Below are 20,020 nucleotides of genomic sequence, written 5' to 3' on the forward strand. Positions count from 1 at the left end.
GCGCGGCGGCGTCGGCCTCGACCCACGGGAAGTTCCTGATGAATGAATGCAACCGGATCGCTCTCGGCGCGGCAGTAGCCGGGGGGTACCTCCTAGGGCGTACGAAGAAGGCAAAGTTCGCCTTCGCCGTGGGCTCGTATCTCGCGGGCCGCAAGTTCGGCCTCTCACCGCAGGAACTGCTCAGACAGGGTGCCCAACGCCTGCGTGAGACACCACAGTTCGCCGACCTGAGTGAACAGGTGAGAGGCGAGCTGATGGACGCGGGGCGGGCCGCGATGTCCGCCGCGGCCGGCCGTCAGTTGTCCTCCTTCACGGACAAACTCGCCGAGCGCACCCAGTCCCTGCGCTCTTCGCGGGACCGCGACGACTACGAGGACGAGGACGAGGACCAGGGCGACGCGGAGTACGACGACCGTGACGAGCGGTACGACGACGAGGCCGAGGAAGACGAGGCCCCGGACGATGAACCACAGGACGAGGCCGACGACGTAGAGGCCGAAGACGAAGAGGACGAAGAGGACGAGTACGAGGACGGCGATGGCGAGGACGAGCCGTCGGCGCCTTCTCGCGGCCGCACCTCACGTCGGCATCGCGGCGCCACCAGCCGTGACGATCACGACCACGACCGACGGCGCTCGAGCCGCGACGCTGAACGCCGGTCGACTCCGCGCCGGAGGTCAGGTCGGGAGCGCTCCGCCCCCAGGTCGGGAGCGAAGAAGTCGCAGGGCAAGAAGCCCGCGATAGCGCGTTCTGAACGCGACGGGTCCAGGGGCAGGAACGACGGGTCGGAACCTCCCGCCGCCAAGAAGACGTCCGCGGGCAAGAAGACTGCCTCGGCGAAGAAGGCGTCCCCCGCCAAGAAGTCCGCGGCAAGGAAAGCGCCGGCGAAGAAGGCCGCTCCAGCGAAGAAGGCTTCCCCCGCCAAGAAGGCTTCCCCCGCCAAGAAGTCCGCCGCGAAGAAGTCTCCCGCGAAGAAGTCCGCCCCGGCGAAGAAGACCGCGGCGAAGAAGTCGACCTCCGCGAAGAAGACGGCAGCGAAGAAAACTGCGAAGTCCACTCCCGCGAAGAAGACAGCGACGAAGAAGACAGCGACGAAGAAGACAGCAGCGAAGAAGACAACAGCTAAGAAGTCAGCGGCGAAGAAGACGACAGCTGCAAAGAAGACGCCAGCGAAGAAGACGACAGCGAAGAAGACCGGCGCCGCCAAGAGGTCGAGCGGCAGAGCGACGACGTCGCGTTCGAGGCAGAGGAGCTGACCGGCCATGGCCGAACGGAAGAAGAGCGCCGGCAGCGGCGAGGAGTCGGGCATGGACCGGCTCCGTGACGGGCTCACCGACTTTGTCGATGCGCAGGCACAGAACCTGACGGACAAGTTGGGTGACGCGCTCGGTGGTCTCACCGACAAACTGCAGGGCGTGGCGGACAACGGCGGGTCCCTCCCCAAGATGGGCGCCCGGATGCTTCAGGGCGATTCGCCCGTGAAAGCCGTCGTGGCGGAGAAGGCCAAGGGCATCAAGGACAGTGTCGTCGGTAAGGCGAAGGACCTGTTCTCCTCCGGCGGCGGAGGCGGGGGAGGGGCGGGCGACACGAAGGTCACCAACATCGTCGAGGCCATCGACGTGGGTCTCCCGCTGCGCACGGTCTACGACCAGTGGACCCAGTACGAGGAGTTCAGCAGTTTCACCAAAGGTGTCCGCAGCGTCTCGATGTCCGACGACGACGTGAGTTCGGACTGGAAGGTGAAGGTCGGTCCGTCCAGCCGGAGTTGGAAGGCGACGGTTCAGGAGCAGGTGCCCGACGACCGGATCGTCTGGACGTCGGAAGGCAGCAAGGGCAGCACCCGCGGGGCCGTCAGCTTCCACAAGCTCGCCCCGGCGCTGACCCGTGTCGTCATGGTCGTCGAGTACTACCCCGCAGGCTTCTTCGAGAAGACCGGCAACCTCTGGCGTGCCCAGGGCCGTCGTCTGCGGCTCGACCTCAAGCACTTCGCCCGCTACGTGACGCTCAACGCGGACGAAGAGGTGGAGGGCTGGCGCGGTGAGATCCGGGACGGCGAGGTCGTCCGCTCCCACGAGGAGGGCCTGGAGGACGACGACTACGACGACGAGGGTGAGGGCAACGGCGGCGAGTCCGAGTACGAGGATGACGCCGAGGACGAGGAGTACGACCAGGACGCCGAGGACGCCGAGGAAGGCGACCCGGAGGACCAGGACGATGAGGTCGACGAAGAGGACCAGGACGACGAGGAGGATGAGGACGCCGAGGACGACGAGGACGAGGACGAACGGCGGCCCCGCGCCCGATCCGCCCGAAGGCGGTGACCGGCTCCATGGACGGCCTCGACACCTGGCGCTCCGCACCTCAGGCATCGGACCTCTCCCGTCCCGCTGACGGAAGCCTCGCCGACATCCTCGAACGGGTGCTGGACAAGGGCGTCGTCATCGCCGGAGACATCAAGATCGACCTGCTCGACATCGAGTTGCTCACCATCCGGCTCCGGCTGTTCATCGCATCCGTGGACACCGCTCGCAAGGCCGGCATCGACTGGTGGGAGACGGATCCGGCCCTGTCGTCGAGCGCCGCACGCGACGACCTCCGTGAGGAGAACCGTCGGCTGCGCGCGCAGCTGGAAGAGCTCTCGCCCGCCGACGAAGGACCGCGTCGACCGGAACGGACGAAGGAGAAGCCCCGCTGATGGCTACAGCGTCCACCCCCGCGCACGCCGTGTGCGTGTTCGCCGTCCGTCGAGGCCGAGGCCCGGAGCTGCCCGCGGGTCTGTCGGGCCACGAGGGAGGCGGCCCGCTGCGTCTTGTTCCGGCCGGTGCCCTGTGGGCCGTGGTCCAGGACGTTCCGGCCCACGAGTACTCCGAAGAGGCGCTGCGTGAGCGGCTGTCCGACCCTGCGACGCTGGAGCGGTGCGTACGGGACCACCACGCAGTGGTGACCGCCTTCGCCGCGCGGAGCGGGGCGGTTCCGTTGCCGCTGGCCACGCTCTATCACTCCGAGGAACGGGGCCGGGCCGCCCTGGTGGACAACGGGCCGTGCTTCGAGCGCACTCTGGAACGGATCACGGGCCGGGACGAATGGGCGGTGAAGGTCAACCTGCTCACCCCCCGGGAACAGCCCACGCAGCCCCCGCAGCCCCCGCAGACGTCACAGCCCACGCAGTCGGCATCCCCGGCGCGGAACGACGAGGCACCCGCACCCAGCGGCCGGGCCTACCTGGCCCGATTGCGCGAGCGCGGCCAGGAACGGGACGACCGGCGGCAACGCGCCCTGGATGCAGCTGAGTTGCTCGACCGTGCCGTCCTGTCGGTCGCGGATGAGACAGTGCGCCGCAGACCACACAGCGCCGAGGTCGTCGGCCGTGGACGTACCCAGATCATGAACTCCGCCTATCTGGTCCCTCAGCAGAGCGGGGCGGAACTCCTCGCGCTCCTCGACCGGCTGCGGGACGCACCCGAATTCGAGGGGTGCGAGGTGGAAGCCACCGGCCCGTGGGTGCCGTACTCGTTCGTGGACGCGCCCTCCTACGCGGAACCCGATGCCGTTGGGAGCCACGCATGAACCGTCACACGGCCGCGCAACCTGTCGCCTGGCAAGGCCCGGACAGCGGCGCCCCTATCGGTGTGCCGCTCGTCGACCTCCTCGACCGGGTGCTGGCCACCGGAGTCGTGGTCAGCGGCGACCTCGTCATCGCCATCGCGGAGGTGCCTCTGGTACGCATCTCGCTGCACGCGCTGCTGGCGTCCGTGAGCGAGCGTGTTCCCGCGCCGTGGGCGGACGGAGGGCCGCTGTGAGCGGGACCTCCCGATTGGACCTGGACCCCGACGCGGTCGGCCGTGACCTGGCCTCCCTCGTCCTCACCGTCGTCGAACTGCTGCGCCAGCTGATGGAGCGTCAAGCCGTGCGCAGGTTCGACGCGGGCGACCTCACCGACGAACAAGAGGAGAAGGTCGGGACCGCGCTCATGCTCCTCGACGAGCGCATGAATGACCTCTGCGAGCGTCACGGCCTGCGTCGCGAAGACCTCAACCTCGACCTTGGCCCGCTCGGCTCCCTGCTCCCGCACGACTGAGCGGGGTCACTGCTCCACGTTCCGCGCCAGGATTCCGAGGGTCGCGCGAAGGCCTGCCTCGGGGATGACCGGGAAGATGCCCGCGTCCCGGTACCGTTCCTCGATCTCGCTCCAGTCGTAGTACGAAGTGACCAGCGTGCCGCCCTCGGTGGCCTGGAGCCGGTAACCGTAGAGGTGCCGGATGGGGGGCTGGATCTGGCCGGAGATGGTCCACTCGATCAGGGCGTCCTGCTCGAACCGCGTGATGATCACCGTGACGTCGTACTTGCCCAACGGGTAGTCGTTCAACGCCTCACGGTCCATGTGGACGACGAACTCGTCACCGGCCCCGGACACGGACTTGCCCTCGGCGGACTGCAGCATGCCTGAACTGTCGATCGCCACGTGCCCGGCGGGTTCACACAGCAGGGCGAAGATCTTGTCCGGGGAAGCGGCTATCCGACGCTGCACTTCAAAGCGCTCGGTCGGTTCTGCCGGGCCCGTGGTCTCTGCGGTCTCTGTCGTCATGCGGGCCACCCTCGCACGATCACGTTACGCACGACCAGCGGAAGGCAGGATCAGCGCGTGACCGATTCGATGTCACCCATGGCGATGACGGGGTTCATCTGGGGGTCGAGCCATTTCAGGAGTTCAGTCATCTTTTTGCGCGGCAGTGCCACACATGCCTGCGTCGGCCCACCGTGATCCATGTGGACGAAGATTCCCCCGCCGGCTTCTTCTCCAAGTGGCCGTACGAGGTCTCTGGGCGGGGTACCGGGCTGGCGGTTGTAGTTGATGGCCACCACGTGGTCGAAGGCCCCTTCGAGGGACTGCCCCAAGAAGCCGACGCCGTCCTCGTCGTAGACGGGGGACTCGTCGTAGGGCAGCTTGGACCCCGGGTCGGGCAGGAGCCCCCCGGCGTCGGTGAGGTCGAACACCCCTACCGGAGTGGACCGGTCGCTCGCGGTGTGGTGCTCGGTCCAGCCGCGTTGACCGTTGCGGGCCGGCCAAGGCTCGAAGGCCCTGCGCCATCCGGTAGTGGCGTCACGTTCGTACAAGTGGACCGTGGAGTAGCTGGAGTCCGGTGCGTCCCCTGTGACCAGGACGACTTGCCTCGCGTCGCGGCGGTCCACGGCCTTATGCATCCGCGGCCCGAGTTGCGGAATGGAGGTGACCCGCTTCGGGGGCGGGATTTTGCCCTCAGCATTGTGCGGCGGTGCGTTGTTTCCCGACCGGCTGTCGGCTGGAGCCTTGCCGTCGCCGCATCCACTGAGGGAAACCATGCAGAGGAGCAAGGGGGCGATCAGTCGCGGCAGCGTATTTCTGAGCACTCCCGCATTATCTTTCAATTCTATTAATTTGCACGGAAGCCGAGAGTGAGAGCGTGTCGAGACCCCTGCTCTCCGGGGCATCAGCGGCACCCGACAAGGGAGGTGCGGATTTTGTGGGGTGATCGGGAGCGGTGCCGCCGCACGATGGGGCCATGGATGACACGACCTTGGTATCCCGATTTCTGCGCGACGGCTTCGTGAAGCTGGAGGGCGCAGTCGCCCCGCGCGTGGCTGCACATTGCGCCCGGCTGCTGTGGCGAGAGACGGGCTGCGACCCGGACGACCCGGCGACCTGGACGCAGCCCGTGCACTGGGTGCCCGGCATGGGACAGGGGCCCTTCGCCGCCGCACCCAACTCCCCGGCCCTGCACCACGCGTACGACCTGCTCGTCGGCGCGGAACGCTGGGAGCCGCGCTACTCGCTGGGCACGTTCCCGCTGCGTTTCCCGCACGAGGAGGAGCCGGACGACGCCGGCTGGCACATCGAGGGGAGCTACCTGCCGGAGGGCGAGAGCTGGTACTTCACCAATCTGCGCTCCCAGGGGCGAGCCCTGCTGATGCTGTTCCTGTTCAGCGAGGTCGGTGAGAAGGACGCCCCGACCCGGATCCGGGTCGGCTCCCACCTCGACGTGCCGAAGGTTCTGGAGAAGCACGGGGAGGACGGGGCGAGCGGGCTCGACCTTGCGCCTGATCTGGTGGCGGCGTCCGACCACCGGCCGGTCGCCCTCGCCACCGGGTCGCCGGGTGACGTGTTCCTGTGCCATCCGTTCCTGGTGCACTCGGCGCAACCGCATCACGGGACGGCGCCACGCTTCATGGCCCAGCCGCCGCTGATGCCGGCCGCGCCGTACGAGCTGGAGCGGGCCGACGGCGCGTACTCACCCGTGGAGATCGCGATCCGGCGGGGCCTGGGGCAGCCGACCCCCGGCCCGGACGGGGACGGCATCTGACGCGCGGAGCGGACACCGAGACCACCACTATCACCGCGACCACCACTATGTTCCCGGACGAGGAAAATGGGATGATCAAAGTGCTGTTCGGGCCCTGAATCCAGGCGTCGGCCACGAGGCACCGGTGCCTCGTGGCCGGGCCGCGGGCGGCCGAGAGAAGGGATCGTCACCATGCCCACGTCGCATTCCACGCAATCCTTGTCCGGACTGACCGCGCTCGTCACGGGTGGATCACGGGGCCTCGGTCTGCTCATGGCCGACCGGCTCGCCGCGCGGGGCTGCACGGTGGTCATCGCGGCGCGCGACCCGGAAGAGCTGGCGTCCGCCCGCAAGAAGCTGTGCGCCCGCCGACGCGGCGCCGTCATCCATACGGCGGTCTGTGACGTCCGGGACCAGGAAGCCGTCCACCTAGCCTTCCGAGCCGTTCACGACACGTGCGGCGGCCCCGACATCGTCATCGCCAACGCCGGGATCATCCAGGTGGCTCCTGTTGAGGCCATCGGGGCCGCGGAGTTCAGGGATGCCATGGAGACCATGTACATGGGGGCCGTGCACACCAGCCTCGAGGCACTTCCCTACCTCAGGGAGAGCGAGCACGGCGGCCGGCTGGCTCTGATCTCGTCGGTGGGCGGCCTGCTGGGCGTGCCTCACCTCCTGCCCTACGCCGGCGCGAAGGCCGCGACCGGTGTACTGGCCGAGGGCCTGCACGCGGAGGCCGCGTCCGCCGGAGTGAGTGTGACGGCTGTCTATCCCGGGCTGATGCGGACCGGCTCGCATCTTCAGGCCCAGTTCGGTGGTGCTCACAGCAGCGAGTACGGCTGGTTCTCGGCACTGGCCGGTGCGCCGGTCATCTCGATGAACGCACAGCGAGCCGCGGAACGCATCGTCAAGGCCACCGTCCGGCGCCGCGCCCGCCTGGTCCTGACCCCCGCCGCACGCGCCGCCGACCTGGCCCACGGCCTCGCCCCGGCCGCCGTCACCCGCCTCAACGGCGCGCTGGCCCGAGTGCTGCCCGGGACATCCGGGGGCCGCCGTCCCTTGCGTCCCGGCAAGGACATCGCCCCGCCCCAGGGCGCCCTGAGCAGCAGGTTCCAGGCGTGGGGCAGCGCGCTGAACGAAGAGGCCGCAGACGCCTACAACGAGCGGGACGACAAGGGATGACCCCGCCTTCGCGCTCGCTCCGCGGCTAGCCCTGGGTGCGCGGGTGAACCGTCATGAGGATGCAGCCCCCCAGCTGCCGTGACGGCGCCGACTCCGCCGTCCGCGCGGGGCTCCGGGCCGGGAATGCGCATGGCGCTCCTCACTTGGCCGAGGGGAATCCGGCGGTCAGGAAGGCCGACAGCTGGCCTGGTGCGTCCTCCTGGAGAAGGTGGCCCGCTCCCTCGACCCAGTGCAGCTCGGCGTGCGGGATGCGCGCGTGTAGCCAACTGGCGTACTCCGGGGGCAGGATGCGGTCCTCCCGGCCCCAGATGAGGCGCACCGGAAGCGACATGCCGCTCAGCAGATGCTCGTACGCGGCTGTGTCCGACTGCCTGATCTGGCGGTACTGGCGGTAGAAAGCGGCCTGTCCCTCGGGGCCTCGCCACGGTGCGAGGAACGCGTCGAGTACCTCCGGTCGCAGACCGATGTGCGTCGCATGGCGCATATGGCTGGCGACCAGCGCTTCGTGAGCGTAGTCCGGAAGCTGCGCGAGGGCATCGGCGTGCTCCAGGATGAGCTGGAAGAGCCCGCGCTCCCACTCACCGCCGCTCACCGCGTCGAAAAGCGTCAGGTCCCGGTAGCTCCGCTCCTCGAGCAGCAGTGTCCGAAGAGCCACGGCCCCGCCGATGTCATGGGCGACGACGCTGGGGCAGGACAGCTCCCAGTGGTCGAGGAGCCCGGCGAAGTTCCTCGCGTGAGCCGCCAGGCTGAGGTCTTGGCCCTCGCGCTGGTCCGACTGGCCGAAGCCGAGGTGGTCGAACACGAAGACCCGGCGGGTACGGGCGAGGGCCGGTGCGATGTCCCGCCAGAGAAGGGAGGAGTACGGGGTGCCGTGCACCAGCACGACCGGGTCGCCGCTGCCCAGCGCCCGCCACCGCACCACCCCTTCAGGCGTCTCGAACTCCTCGCCAAGTGTCCAGTTCACTCGTGGCCTCCCTCTCCGTGCGTGATCAGAACCCTTCAGCAAGAGCATGACCGTTATGGCCCCCGGCAAGCGGCCCAGCCGATCTACTTCAAGCCCCCTGGACGTCCTGCCGAGCTCGCACCGGGTTCGGCAGGTCCATGAGCGCGAGTCTGGCCGGGTCGACCACGGCGGTGATCTCGGTGATGCGGCCGTCGGTGACGGTGAAGGAGAGCAGGGCGGCCGGGGTCCCGTCCTGGCTCCAGGAGATGACACCGGGGCGGCCGTTGACGGTGACTTCCTGGCCTCGTGCCGCGCTGCCGGCCAGTCGTGCGCGGGTGGCGACCTCGGTCGCTCCGAGCGTGACGAACCGACCGTCCGGGGTGTCGACGGTGAACTTCACCTCCGGGTGCAGAACCTGCAGCAGCCGCTCGAACTGACCGGCGCCGGCCGCGGCCAGGAAGGCTTGGACCACTTCGCGTTGCTCCCGTCCGGCGCTCGTCGGCTGGCGGGCGGCCTGTACTTTCCTGCGGGCGCGGCTCGTGAGCATCTTGGTCGCGTCGGCGGACTTGCCGAGAATCGTGGCTATCTCCCCGTGGGGCACGGCAAACACGTCGTGCAGCACGAACGCCAGTCGTTCGTCCGGTCGCAGCGAGTCGAGGACCGTGAGGAGCGCGAGGCCCACGGAGTCCCCGAGCGCCACCAGCTCTTCCGGAGCCGGGGCGTCGTCGATCGTCACGTCGAACTCGGACGGCTGGTCGTCGTAGGAGACTTCCGGGCGCCTGCGGCCCGACCGCAGGACGTCGAGGCTGATGCGGCCGACCACGGTGGTCAGCCAGCCGCCGAGGTTGTCGATGGTGCCGGTGCCCTGACGGGACAGACGCAGCCACGCCTCCTGGACCACGTCCTCCGCGTCGGCGTGTGATCCAAGGACCCGGTAGGCGACGCCTCGGAGCCGTTCGCGGTGGGACTCGAAGGCATCGACGATCGGATCCGTGGGCTGGGTGTCGGGCATGTTGTTACCTTCCTCGAAGCTGCTCCGTCATAGGGGTGACGGTCAACAGCCCGTCGACGTAACCCCTTTGAAGGAGTGCACTGCCACATGGAGAACCGTCTCAAGAACAAGAACACGAGCAACCCCGACCTGTGGACCGCGATCTCGCATCTCCACAAGGCGATTGCCGCCGGAGGCGTCGACCCGAAGCTGCTCACGCTGGTGCACCTGCGCGCCAGCCAGATCAACGGCTGCTCGGCGTGCGTCTACGCCAGTGTCGCCGGGGGCAAGAAGGCCGGTGAGACCGACGAGCGGCTGCACAATGTAGCGGCCTGGCGTGAGGCGCCGTTCTACACCGATGCGGAGCGCGCGGCACTGGCCCTGACCGAGGGCGCCACCCGGTTGCAGGATGGCGCGGATGGCGTCACCGACGAGATCTGGGAAGAGGTCAACGCCCACTTCACCGAGGAGGAGGTCGGCGCGATCAACCTGGAGATCGCGCTGACCAACTTCTTCAACCGGCTCAACCGCACCGTCAAGGAGCCGGCCGGGCAGACCTGGGGCTGAGCGACCGAGCCTTCACGGGCTGCCGCAGGACCGTCCTGAGTTTGGCGGGGTCGGTCCTGCGCGGGTCGCTGAGGTAGATCTCGTGGTGCAGCCCCGCTTCCCGGAGGTCGTTGGCAGGCAGGTACTCCTGGTGCAGCTCGGTCAGGATCGGTGTCTCGTCGTCGTAGGAGCCGATGTGGAGCACCTGAGCGCTCGTGCCCTCGCGCAAGGTCTCCGAGTGGACGTGCGCGATGGCCGGGAAGCCCTTCTTGGACAGGGCCGTGTGTTTGGCGTCATCGATCATTTCGTCGGTGACCCAGGCGGGGGCGTGGATGAGGAGTCGCCATTGCCAGTTGTCCTTGAGCCTGGCCAGGAAGTCGTCCATGTTCTCCGCCCACCAGAGTCCTTCGAGCGGTCCTACGACGAAGTCCTTGCCGAGGTCGCCTTTGCTCGCGAATTTGACGGTGTAGGCAACCGCGTAGAGCGCCTCGACCGCGTGGCGGTACGCGGCGCTGGAGTTCGGGTCGCCGTGTCCGTCGACGGCGAGGTAGCGGAGCTCGGGGATCTCGACGATCTCCCAGTCGGTGTTCTTGGGCGCGTAGCACGTCTTGAGCTCGCGCTTGACGTCGTATTTGGCGGCCATGCCGAGGTGTGCCCTCCTACTGAGACTGCTCTGAGCTTCCTCATACTCCCGGGTCCGCCTGGACGGGGCCGGGATTCAGGGCACGGGCCGCTTCGAGTTGGGCCGCGAAGGCCAGACCCAGGAAGAGAGCTATCGACGTCAAGTAGGCCCACAGGAGCAGGGACATGAAGGCGCTGAGCGGACCGTAGACGGTGTCGAAGGAACCGCTGAGCGAGAGGTACAGGCTCAGCAGACCGGTCAGGCCCGTCCACAGCAGGAGGTAGACCGCCGCTCCGAACGCCAGCCAGGTGTAACCGGGTTGACGCCGCCGAGGTGCGCGCCGGAACACGACACTCGCCGCGACGAGCGCCAGCACGAAGCCCAACGGCCAGCGCAGCACTCCGAACACGGTGCTCACCCCGTCCCCGGCATCGAAGACGGTCACCGCCGCGGCCGCCAGGTCGGAGCCCGCCACCATGACGACGAATCCCAGGCCCAGGGGCAGGCCCGCGGTCACGGCCATCGCCAGGCCGCGCAGGTACTTGCGGTGGAAGGGCCGGTCGCGTTCGTTGCCGTAGATGCGGTTGGCGCCGCGTTCGATCTGGCACATCGCCGTGGTGACGTTGGACAGCGAGAACACGAGCCCGAACCAGAGCGCGACCTGCGTTCCACCACCCGCGGTACGGCGGCTGCGGGCCAGCGCCTCGTCGACGACGTCGGCGCTCGGCCCTTCTGCCATACGGTGAATGACCACCTCTGCGAACCGGCCTATGTCCTGCGTGTGCAGCACGCTCGACAGACCGACGAAGACGATGGCGAGCGGGACGACCGCGAGGACCGTCTGCAGCGCCAGTGCCCGGGAGTGGCTGAACCCGTCGGCGTAGCGGAAGCGCACGAACGCATCGCGCAGCAGCCGCCAGCCCCCGTAGTGACGCAGCGCCACGAAGGCCTCGTCGCCGGAGAGCTCATCGCCCTCCATGTCCCGCGTCTGAGGAACCGTCGTCGCCGTACCCATGCTCCGCCCCCGATTGCCGTCCGGTCGCACGCCGGAAGGAGGTTCCCGCGTACCAGTGCCCGGTGCCCAGGCCTCGACGCCGTAATCCGGCACTGCCGCGATCCGGGGCAGTTCACAGACGATCAGGAAATGGCTGGGCGTGCTGGTCAGGCGCCCGGTGCGTCTACGGTGTCTGTCATGAGCCGATGGGAAGAGTTGACCGGTGGGACATCCGGGGAGGACTACGCTGCCCGGTTCGCCGCCCTGGCCGGCAGTGGCAAGGACATGCACGGTGAGGCACGGCTGTGCGCCGCGCTGGTGCCCGCCGGGGCGCGGGTGCTGGATGCCGGGTGCGGTACCGGCCGGGTCATGATCCGTCTGGCGGAGCTCGGGTATGACTGTGTCGGGGTCGACCGCGACGCGTCGATGCTGGCCGTGGCGCGCAGGCAGGCGCCGGAACTGCCCTGGATCCAGGCCGACCTGACCACGCTCGACCCGGCCGAACTCCAGGTGGGGGAGGGATTCGACCTCGTGGTCGCCGCCGGCAACATCTTCCCGCTCCTCGCCGCGGGCACCGAGGCCGCCGCCGTCGGCCGTCTGGCGGCGACTCTGCGCCCGGGCGGCCTCATGGTCGCCGGCTTCGGCCTGGACGAGGCCCACCTGCCCGTAGCACCCTCCATCACCCTGTCCGAGTACGACGCTTACTGCACCGCGGCCCACCTCACCCTCATGGACCGCTTCGCCACATGGGACGCCGATCCCTACGGGGGCGGCGGCTATGCCGTCAGCGTGCATCGGGTGGAACGCGCTTGATGGTCCGCGGGGCCCGGAAGACGGGCCGCCGCTACATCCAGGCCGTCCGAAACCACTTACGCCAAGGAGTGTCAGATGGGATCGCAACTCAACCCGTGCCTCGCCTTCATCGAGAACGCACGGCAGGCGATCGAGTCGCCACTCTCCGCACCCCGGACGGCTACACGCTGATGGTGTGGGACGTCCGGGAAGGGATGCCCCACACCCCGGGCAACAACGTCGCGGTCCTTCTTGACGGTGGCGACACCAAACTCCGTGGCTACTTCGAGAAGCTGTCCGTCGGCGGCACCGTCACGCTGCCTCTGGAGAAGCAGTCATGGGGAGACGAGGCCGGCTCGCTCGTCGACCGGTTCGGGGTCACCTGGATGGTCAACATCTCTCAGCAGCCCGGATAGATCGCGGGGCGGCAGCAACGGCCGATGCCTGAACTCGGGTGTACGGCAGGGGCTTGGCCCCCGCCGTAGTAACTCGCGGCTCGGGTGGGTCGGGGCCTCGGCCCTCGGAGGGTTGTTCAGTCCTGGTGGACTTCGTTGTGGCCCGGGCCGCCGGAGAGCGTGTCGGTGCCTGTGCCGCCCCACAGGACGTCGTCGCCGCTGTTGCCCCACAGCGTGTCGTTGCCCGCCTCGCCGTACAGCTTGTCGTTGCCCTTGCCGCCGTAGAGGACGTCCGCGCCACCCTTGCCGTGCAGGACGTCGCTGCCGTCCTCGCCGTGCAGGTTGTTCTCCTCGTCGGTGCCGGTCAGGGAGTCGTTGCCGGGGCCGCCGAAGCAGTCCGTGCTGCAGCGGGTGAGGGTGTCGTTCCCGGCGTCGCCCCACGGGCCGAAGCCGAACGGGCCGCCGCCGCCCTCGAGGCGGTCGTCGCCGTCACCGCCGTGCAGGAGCGCGGACGCCGACGCCTTGATGACATCGTTGCCCTCGCCGCCGTGGACCCCGGCCCAGGCCTGGCTGTCGGGCGCGAGGGTCGCGGTGTCGTTCCCGTCGCCGAGTTCGATGTCGTAGCTGTCGGAGTCGTCAGAGTTCTCCGGGATCTTGACGGCGCACCGCACGGCTGTGCGGTCGCCCTCCTCGGGGTACGCGCACTCGTCCCACTCCGCAGCGTCGGCGGAGATCGAGATGTCGTACTGGTCGTGGAAGGTGATGACGTAGTAGGAGTCGTGCTCGCCGCGGTGGTCGATCTCCTCGTCGACCGTCACCTTGTTCTGCTGGCCGGGAGCCGCCTTGTACCAGAGCTCGCCGTCCGCGACGACGACGGAGGCCGTGGTCGCGGCGGCGGACGGGGCGGCCTGGACGGCCGAGGTCGTTAAGACGGCCGTGCCGAGCGTCAGGGCGAGGGTGGCGGTGGCTGCGATGGTCCGGTTGATGCGCATGCGGAAGTGCCCCTTCGGGGTGTGCGTGTGCAGTGGTGCCGCTGGTCATCGAGTTAGACAAGAGGTCCAGGAACGGAGTTGCCCGGCGGCTCATGAACAGCGGCGGACAGAGTGATGACCGGTACGTGGACGGCGCGCGAGCCGCGATGAGCCCAACGGCGTCAGGCGGTCCTAGTGTCGAAACCCTCAACAGAGGAGGACTGCGATGCGCAAGGTGACCTACTCGATGGGCGTCTCGCTCGACGGTTACATCGTCGGGCCGGACGGCGGCTTCGATTGGACGGGGCCCAACGAGGATCTCTTCCGCTTCGCCACCGACCAGGTGCGGGAGCTCGGAGTCCATCTGCTGGGTCGGCGGCTCTACGAGACGATGCTGTACTGGGAGAACGCCGAGCGGGATCCCTCGCTGCCGGACTCCAGGCTGGAGTTCGCCGCGATCTGGAACCGACTCCCGAAGGTGGTCTTCTCCACCACACTGTCAGCGGTCCGGGGCAACGCACGCCTCGCCTCCGGTGGCCTGGCCGAGGAGATCGAGCGGTTGAAGGCCGCGCCGGGGAAGGGGAACATCGCGATCGGCGGCGCGGCGCTCGCCGCTGAGGTGGCCGCCCTGGGGCTGATCGACGAGTACCGGGCCAAGGTCTATCCGGTGCTGGTCGGCGGTGGCATCCCGTTCTTCCCTCAGCGTGAGCGACGCGTGGACCTCGAACTCGTCGAGACCCGCACCTTCGAGTCGCAAGTCGTCTATCTCCGCCACCGCGTGGTGCGTTGAGGACAGGACTGCCGCATCGGCTCGCGGCCTCGCTCTGCCGGCGCGGGGCCACGGCCGGGTCCGCTCCCGTTCAGTTGCCGTTCGCCGCACAACCATCGGGCGTTTCCGCGTGTCTCGCAGGTGAATCGCATCCGCGCGCACGTGTCTCGACGTCGCTCGCGCTCAAGGAGGAACCGTGGGCATCCGCCGACCCGCCATATCGACCGCCGTGGCCGCCGCTCTGATCGGGACGCTCGGCGTACCGATCGTCGCGGGCACCGCATCCGCCAAGGACGGCGCGACCGTGCGCGAGGACTTCGACGGCGACGGCCACCAGGACGTCGCCGTCGCCGCCCCCGGCGCGAAGGTCGGTGGGCACGCTCAAGCCGGCCACATCACGATCAGCTACGGCTCGGCGAGCGGCCTCGACCCCGCGCGCACGACGGTCATCACCCAGGACACCCCCGGCGTCCCCGGCACCTCCGGCGACAACCAGGTCTTCGGCTACACGATGATCTCCCGCGACCTGGACGGCGACGGCCTGACCGATCTGGCGGTGGTCGCCCGCGACTACCGGCCGGAGAACAACGTCAACGGATCGGTGATCGTCCTGTGGGGCCGGAAGACCGGTGTCTCGGGCCAGGGCGCCGTCCGTGTCGGCGCTCCGGCCAACGCCCAGGTCGGGGACGACATCACCGCGGGCGACTTCGACGGGGACGGAAACGCGGACCTGTTCATGGGCAACGGCGAGGACTACGACTACCACGCCGTGCTCTACGGCCCCTTCGCCCGAGGCGGCACCCCCGCCCGCGAGCAACAGGTGAAGGTGTACAGCACCGACAACTCCATCAACTCGACGGCCACCGGCGACTTCAACGGCGACGGCATCGAAGACCTCGCGACCTTCTACGTCTACGAGAACCACGCCGAGGGCGGCAAACTGTGGCTCGGCACCGAGGCCGGCCTGTCCACCGCCCCGCGGCCCCTGTCCTCCGCGTCCAGCACCGCCGTCGCCGACTTCGACCAGGACGGCAGCGCCGACATCGCCACCCGGATCTTCCCGGGCGGCGACACCGAGGGCACCGAGGAGGACCCGGGCACCGTCAAGATCTACTACGGTTCGCCGGCCGGCCCCAGCCAGACCCGCACGCAGACGATCACGCAGAACACGGCGGGCGTGCCCGGGGCGAGCGAGAAGGGCGATCAGTTCGGCGGACGGCTGAGCACGGGCGACGTGAACGGCGACGGATACCCCGACCTGGCCGCCGGTGTACCGGGCGAGGCGATCGGCTCGAAGGCGAAGGCGGGCGCTGTCGTGCTGCTCAAGGGCGGCAAGGACGGGCTCACCGGCAAGGGCGCGCAGGCGTTCCACCAGGACACGGCCGGTGTACCGGGAGTCGCGGAGTCCGGTGACGTGTTCGGCGGGTCGCTGCGCGTGCTCGACGTGACGGGGGACGGCAAGGCGGACTTGGTCGCGGGTGCGCCCGGGGAGAACCTCGGCGCCGTCGTGAACGGCGGCGCGGCGTGGATGCTGCGCGGCACCGCCTCGGGCGCGACGGGCTCGCAGTCGGTCGCGTTCAACCCGGTGGACATCGGGGCACCGGCGGGGCAGGCACTGTTCGGCGCGAACCTGAGCGGCGACAACGGCCCCGGCACGGTGATCCCGTAGCGGACGCGGCCCGATCTCGGGAGCGGGACGGACGGACGTCGTCACTCATTGAGGTGCAGCACGGCCACGTCACGTAGGTCTTTGATCGGTGGTTTGTTTCTGTACATCCTGTTATGGGATGAATCGGAAGGCCTCTGGTGAGAAGCACTTTGGTGCCGGCAGACCTGTGGGCCCGGAAGACCAGGTGCCCTGCCGGCAGCTGGTCGTGCTGACGTCCCACCGCGCTCACGTCTCAGGAGTCCTTCCGTGCCAACTCCCAGCCTTCCGCAGGTCCGCCTGCCCCTGGTCGCTGTGCTGGCCGCTGCCTGCATGACCGGCCTCGTGCAGGCCCCGGCCCAGTCCGCGGACGTCCCCGCCGACGACCACCGTTCACTGCGACGGCAGTTGCAGGAGCTGACCACCGCTCCCGGCGGCCCGCCCGGGGCGATCGCCGTCCTCAAGCGCGGATCTCGCACCGAGATCTACCGGGCCGGGCTCGCCAAGACCGGCACCGACCGTCCGGTCAAGGCCACCGACCACATGCGCATCGCCAGTACGGCCAAGGCGTACAGCGGCGCGGTCGCCCTCCAGCTCGTCGACCGCGGGAAGCTGCGGCTGAACGACACCATCGGCAAGGTGCTTCCCCGGCTGCCGCGCGCATGGCACCGGGTCACGCTGCGCCAGCTCCTGAACCACACCAGCGGGCTGCCGGACTTCAGCGCGAACCCGGAGTTCCTGGCCCTGGTGACCGAGAACCCGCGCCGCCACTTCGACTCCCACCGGCTCCTGGACTTCGTCGCCGACGAGCCGTTGCTGTTCCGGCCGGGGTCCCGCTACACCTACTCCAACTCCGACAACATCGCCGTGGCGCTGATGGCGGAGGCGGTGACGGACCGCCCCTACGAGCATCTGCTCGCCGAGCTCGTGTACCACCCGCTGGGCCTGCGCAGCACCAGCCTGCCGCAGGGCTACCGGATGCCCAGGCCTTACATGCACGGCTACGACGTCACCCCGCCGAACCCGCCCGAGGACCTCAGCGAGGTGCTGAGCGCGTCGGGCGTGTGGGCGTCCGGCGGGATCATCTCGACGCCGAAGGACATGACGTCCTTCATCCGCGGCTACGCGGGCGGAAAGCTGATCTCCGACCGGACCCGCCATCAGCAGCTGAACTGGGTGAAGGGCGCATCCGAGCCCGCGGGCCCCGGCAAGAACAAGGCGGGTCTGGCCATCTTCCGGTACACCACCCGCTGCGGTGTGGTGTACGGCCACACGGGCAACTTCCCCGGTTACACGCAGCTGATCGCAGCCACCCCGGACGGCAAGCGGTCGCTGACCGTCTCGCTCACCACGCAGATCAACAAAACGAACAAGCCGGATCTGCTGAAGCGGCTGCGGGCCGTGGAGGAGAACTTCGTCTGCGCGCTGTTGCGCAAGCGGTAGGCAGTTGGCACCCGGGGGGGGGAGGGGGGCAGGGGCGTTCCCGTTCAGATGGCCTGCACGTCGCCGCGGGTCGAGGAGGCGACCGTGTCCCGGTGGGCGAAGTCACCGGGCGGGATGCCGGGGTGGTGGCCGGCCGGCTGCTGTGTCGCGCTCGACGCGGCGGCCGGGCCGAGGGTGAGGCGGGAGACGATGCGGTAGCGGTCGCCGCGGTACAGCGAGTGGACGTACTCGACCGGGATGCCGGAGTGGTCCGAGGTGAGCCGCTCGACCAGCAGAGCGGGGGAGAGCTCGGGCACTTCGAGCACCTCCGCCTCGGCCCGGGTCACCACCGTCGGCTCGATCGTCTGGGTCGCTTCGCGGACATGAACGTCATGGTGTTCGCTCAAGTGCTCGTACAGATCACCGCTCTCCAGTTCCTGCGCGGAGAGTCCGGGCACCAGATCGGCGCGGATGTGCAGGTGCTCGATGGCCATCGGGGCGCCGTCGACGAGCCGCAACCGGGCCACGTAGACGATCCGGGCGGCGGGGGAGAGTCGCAGCTTGCGGCCGACGCGGGCGCCGGCCTGGATGGTCGTGAACTCCAGGAGCCGGCTGGACCAGGCGCCGCCCGCGCGGGGCACTTCGAGGCCGTGCGCGGGTGAGATCAGTTCCTGGGTGATCTTCTCCGGCGCGACGAACATGCCACGCCCGTGTTCGCGTACCAGAACGCCCGCCGCGACCAGTTCGTCGACGGCCGCGCGCAGGGTGGGGCGCGAGACCCCCAGATCCGCGCAGAGCGCACGCTCCGAGGGGATGGGGTCGCCGGGACGCTGTGACTCGATGAGCTGCAGGAGATGGTCACGGACCCGCTCCCGTTTGAGCACCGCTCCCGAGGAGCGCCGCCCGACCCCTGCCTTCGCTGTCCCGCCCGCGTCGTTCGCGTCGGTGGTCACTGTCCGCCCCCTCGTGCCGTACAACCAGCTGTCTGACCAGTTGACCACGAAAGCACGGAGATCGACCACCGAATCATCAACTCCCCTGAGTGCGGCGGGGGTTGACGCGGCCAATGGTCTATGCCAGTTTTCTCCCTCACCAGAGGTCACTTGACCAGTTCGACGCTGGTCAGGTCCGGCACCCCAGAGGTGAACCGTGAAGTTCCGTCTACTCGCCGGTGTCTCCGCGCTCGTCGCGGTCGCCGGGCTCAGTGCCTGTTCGTCCGGCTCCGGTGACGGGGAGTCCGCCGGAGGTGGGAAGACCGCGATCGATGTGTGGCTGATGCGCGACAGCGTCTCGTCCGCCTTCCAGAAGGACTTCGAGAAGCGCTTCGAAGCCGCGCACCCCGACATCGACGTACGCATCCAGATCCAGGAGTGGGACGGCATCGGCGAGAAGGTCACCGCCGCGCTGGCCAGCAACGACGCCCCCGACGTCATCGAGACGGGCAACACCCAGGTCGCCCAGTTCGCGCAGAGCGGCGGCCTCCTCGACCTGAGTGACAAGGTCGACGGACTGGGCGGTGACGCCTGGCTCAAGGGGCTCGCCGAGCCGGGAGCCTGGGAGGGCAAGCAGTACGGCATCCCGTACTACGCGGCGAACCGCGTCGTCATCTACCGCAAGGACCTCTTCGAGAAGGCCGGCGTCGACGCCGCCGCGATCAAGACCCGCGACCAGTGGGTGGCCGCGACCAAGAAGCTCAACAAGGGCTCTCAACAAGGCATTTACCTGCCGGGGCAGAACTGGTACACCTACGCGGGCTTCGTCTGGGACGAGGGCGGTGACCTAGCCACCGAGTCGGGCGGCACCTGGGAGGGCACGCTGGACAGCCCCGAGGCATTGCGCGCCATGGCCTTCTACAAGAAACTGCAGGCCCTCGGCAAGGGCCCGAAGGACTCCGACGAGGCGCAGCCACCGCAGGCCGAGGTCATGGCCAAGGGCCAGGTCGCACAGCTCATCAGCGTGCCGGGCGGAGCCAACGTCGTCACCCAGAACAACCCTGAACTCAAGGACGAGCTGGGCTTCTTCCCCATCCCCGGCAAGACGGCGGACACCCCGGGCGCGGTCTTCACCGGCGGCTCCGACCTGGTGATCCCGACGGTGTCGCAGCACCACGACGCCGCGTTCACCTTCGTCAAGGAACTGACCGGCGACAAGTGGCAGAAGAAGCTCGCCGTCGCCATGAGCTACGTCCCCAACAAGACCACGCTCGCCGACGCGGTCGCCGACGATCCGGGCGCCTCCGCCATGGCGGCCGGAGCGGCCGTCGGCCACGCCACGCCGAACACGCCGGGCTGGGCCGCGGTCGAGGCCAAGAACCCCATCAAGGACTACCTCACCGCCGTCCTCACCGGAGGAGATCCGAAGCGCGAGGCCGCCGAGGCGTCCGACGCCATCACCGACGCCATGAAGTCCGGCTCCTGAGCAGCGCGTTGAC

At 68.9% G+C, this 20,020-nt stretch carries 23 protein-coding genes; 15 read left to right on the plus strand and 8 right to left on the minus strand.

The window, feature by feature from the left end:
- Positions 1–38: 38 nt before the first annotated feature.
- The 6 genes from ACIBCK_RS10715 to ACIBCK_RS10740 are packed head-to-tail and all read left to right on the plus strand — an operon-like array spanning position 39 to position 4,078.
- Positions 39–1,256, plus strand: a complete 1,218-nt coding sequence (locus tag ACIBCK_RS10715) for a histone protein (RefSeq protein WP_399388770.1) — start codon at positions 39–41, stop codon at positions 1,254–1,256.
- Between the two features lie 6 nt (positions 1,257–1,262).
- Positions 1,263–2,321 (plus strand): SRPBCC family protein, encoded by a 1,059-nt coding sequence (locus ACIBCK_RS10720; protein ID WP_399388771.1) that lies wholly within the window; start codon positions 1,263–1,265, stop codon positions 2,319–2,321.
- 8 nt (positions 2,322–2,329) lie between these two features.
- Complete coding sequence (locus tag ACIBCK_RS10725; RefSeq protein ID WP_399388927.1) at positions 2,330–2,695, plus strand: gas vesicle protein; 366 nt, start codon at positions 2,330–2,332, stop codon at positions 2,693–2,695.
- Positions 2,695–3,567, plus strand: coding sequence for a GvpL/GvpF family gas vesicle protein (locus ACIBCK_RS10730; protein ID WP_399388773.1), 873 nt, complete (start codon positions 2,695–2,697; stop codon positions 3,565–3,567). Before ACIBCK_RS10725 ends, ACIBCK_RS10730 begins: the two co-directional genes overlap by 1 nt.
- Positions 3,564–3,800 carry a gas vesicle protein gene (locus ACIBCK_RS10735; RefSeq protein ID WP_367038579.1) on the plus strand — a complete coding sequence of 79 codons (237 nt, stop codon included), beginning with the start codon at positions 3,564–3,566 and terminating at the stop codon, positions 3,798–3,800. Before ACIBCK_RS10730 ends, ACIBCK_RS10735 begins: the two co-directional genes overlap by 4 nt.
- On the plus strand, positions 3,797–4,078 hold the full coding sequence (locus ACIBCK_RS10740; protein WP_399388775.1) for a gas vesicle protein K: 282 nt from the start codon (positions 3,797–3,799) through the stop codon (positions 4,076–4,078). The genes ACIBCK_RS10735 and ACIBCK_RS10740 overlap by 4 nt, the downstream gene beginning before the upstream one ends.
- 6 nt (positions 4,079–4,084) lie before the next feature.
- Here ACIBCK_RS10740 and ACIBCK_RS10745 read toward each other — a convergent pair whose 3' ends face one another.
- Both ACIBCK_RS10745 and ACIBCK_RS10750 read right to left on the minus strand, forming a co-directional pair.
- The gene (locus ACIBCK_RS10745; protein ID WP_399388777.1) at positions 4,085–4,585 is read right to left on the minus strand and encodes a polyketide cyclase; all 501 of its coding nucleotides are present in this window, start codon (positions 4,583–4,585) and stop codon (positions 4,085–4,087) included.
- 50 nt (positions 4,586–4,635) lie between these two features.
- The gene (locus tag ACIBCK_RS10750; RefSeq protein WP_399388779.1) at positions 4,636–5,190 is read right to left on the minus strand and encodes a L,D-transpeptidase family protein; all 555 of its coding nucleotides are present in this window, start codon (positions 5,188–5,190) and stop codon (positions 4,636–4,638) included.
- Positions 5,191–5,540: 350 nt separating this feature from the next.
- Between ACIBCK_RS10750 and ACIBCK_RS10755 the strand changes: the two genes are divergently transcribed.
- Both ACIBCK_RS10755 and ACIBCK_RS10760 read left to right on the plus strand, forming a co-directional pair.
- Positions 5,541–6,338, plus strand: coding sequence for a phytanoyl-CoA dioxygenase family protein (locus tag ACIBCK_RS10755; RefSeq protein WP_399388781.1), 798 nt, complete (start codon positions 5,541–5,543; stop codon positions 6,336–6,338).
- Positions 6,339–6,509: 171 nt separating this feature from the next.
- On the plus strand, positions 6,510–7,499 hold the full coding sequence (locus ACIBCK_RS10760; RefSeq protein ID WP_399388782.1) for an SDR family NAD(P)-dependent oxidoreductase: 990 nt from the start codon (positions 6,510–6,512) through the stop codon (positions 7,497–7,499).
- 139 nt (positions 7,500–7,638) lie between these two features.
- On the opposite strand, the gene ACIBCK_RS10765 is transcribed toward ACIBCK_RS10760, so the two are convergent.
- Together ACIBCK_RS10765 and ACIBCK_RS10770 are read right to left on the minus strand one after the other, a co-directional pair.
- Entirely contained in the window at positions 7,639–8,463 is an 825-nt protein-coding gene (locus ACIBCK_RS10765) for an alpha/beta fold hydrolase (protein ID WP_399388784.1), read from the minus strand.
- An 88-nt stretch (positions 8,464–8,551) separates the two neighbouring features.
- The gene (locus tag ACIBCK_RS10770) at positions 8,552–9,454 is read right to left on the minus strand and encodes a sigma-70 family RNA polymerase sigma factor (protein WP_399388786.1); all 903 of its coding nucleotides are present in this window, start codon (positions 9,452–9,454) and stop codon (positions 8,552–8,554) included.
- Between the two features lie 87 nt (positions 9,455–9,541).
- On the opposite strand from ACIBCK_RS10770, the gene ACIBCK_RS10775 reads away from it, so the two are divergent.
- Positions 9,542–10,000 (plus strand): carboxymuconolactone decarboxylase family protein, encoded by a 459-nt coding sequence (locus tag ACIBCK_RS10775; RefSeq protein WP_399388787.1) that lies wholly within the window; start codon positions 9,542–9,544, stop codon positions 9,998–10,000.
- Here ACIBCK_RS10775 and ACIBCK_RS10780 read toward each other — a convergent pair.
- Both ACIBCK_RS10780 and ACIBCK_RS10785 read right to left on the minus strand, forming a co-directional pair.
- Complete coding sequence (locus ACIBCK_RS10780; RefSeq protein WP_399388789.1) at positions 9,969–10,622, minus strand: GyrI-like domain-containing protein; 654 nt, start codon at positions 10,620–10,622, stop codon at positions 9,969–9,971. The two genes, ACIBCK_RS10775 and ACIBCK_RS10780, sit on opposite strands and share 32 nt — an antisense overlap.
- Before the next feature lie 40 nt (positions 10,623–10,662).
- Positions 10,663–11,616: a YihY/virulence factor BrkB family protein gene (locus ACIBCK_RS10785; RefSeq protein ID WP_399388791.1), complete on the minus strand. Its 954-nt coding sequence runs from the start codon at positions 11,614–11,616 to the stop codon at positions 10,663–10,665.
- 177 nt (positions 11,617–11,793) lie between these two features.
- Between ACIBCK_RS10785 and ACIBCK_RS10790 the strand changes: the two genes are divergently transcribed.
- The gene (locus ACIBCK_RS10790) at positions 11,794–12,408 is read left to right on the plus strand and encodes a class I SAM-dependent methyltransferase (protein WP_399388793.1); all 615 of its coding nucleotides are present in this window, start codon (positions 11,794–11,796) and stop codon (positions 12,406–12,408) included.
- A gap of 95 nt (positions 12,409–12,503) precedes the next feature.
- Entirely contained in the window at positions 12,504–12,803 is a 300-nt protein-coding gene (locus ACIBCK_RS10795; protein ID WP_399388794.1) for a hypothetical protein, read from the plus strand.
- Positions 12,804–12,919: 116 nt separating this feature from the next.
- Here the strand turns inward: ACIBCK_RS10795 and ACIBCK_RS10800 are convergent, their stop codons facing one another.
- Positions 12,920–13,774: a calcium-binding protein gene (locus tag ACIBCK_RS10800; protein ID WP_399388796.1), complete on the minus strand. Its 855-nt coding sequence runs from the start codon at positions 13,772–13,774 to the stop codon at positions 12,920–12,922.
- A 205-nt stretch (positions 13,775–13,979) separates the two neighbouring features.
- Between ACIBCK_RS10800 and ACIBCK_RS10805 the strand changes: the two genes are divergently transcribed.
- The 3 genes from ACIBCK_RS10805 (at position 13,980) to ACIBCK_RS10815 (ending at position 17,610) form a co-directional block, all read left to right on the plus strand.
- Positions 13,980–14,543, plus strand: coding sequence for a dihydrofolate reductase family protein (locus ACIBCK_RS10805; protein ID WP_399388797.1), 564 nt, complete (start codon positions 13,980–13,982; stop codon positions 14,541–14,543).
- 175 nt (positions 14,544–14,718) lie between these two features.
- Positions 14,719–16,191 (plus strand): FG-GAP and VCBS repeat-containing protein, encoded by a 1,473-nt coding sequence (locus ACIBCK_RS10810; RefSeq protein WP_399388798.1) that lies wholly within the window; start codon positions 14,719–14,721, stop codon positions 16,189–16,191.
- 309 nt (positions 16,192–16,500) lie between these two features.
- A complete protein-coding gene (locus ACIBCK_RS10815) occupies positions 16,501–17,610 on the plus strand; it encodes a serine hydrolase domain-containing protein (protein ID WP_399388929.1) in 1,110 nt (369 codons plus the stop codon).
- Positions 17,611–17,654: 44 nt separating this feature from the next.
- Here the strand turns inward: ACIBCK_RS10815 and ACIBCK_RS10820 are convergent, their stop codons facing one another.
- The gene (locus ACIBCK_RS10820; RefSeq protein WP_399388931.1) at positions 17,655–18,473 is read right to left on the minus strand and encodes a GntR family transcriptional regulator; all 819 of its coding nucleotides are present in this window, start codon (positions 18,471–18,473) and stop codon (positions 17,655–17,657) included.
- 265 nt (positions 18,474–18,738) lie between these two features.
- Here ACIBCK_RS10820 and ACIBCK_RS10825 point away from each other — a divergent pair, with 265 nt between their 5' ends.
- Positions 18,739–20,007: an extracellular solute-binding protein gene (locus tag ACIBCK_RS10825; protein ID WP_399388800.1), complete on the plus strand. Its 1,269-nt coding sequence runs from the start codon at positions 18,739–18,741 to the stop codon at positions 20,005–20,007.
- The last annotated feature ends 13 nt before the right edge of the window (positions 20,008–20,020 follow it).

Origin of the sequence: Streptomyces sp. NPDC051218 (assembly GCF_044455475.1) — a bacterium.
GTDB lineage: Bacteria > Actinomycetota > Actinomycetes > Streptomycetales > Streptomycetaceae > Streptomyces.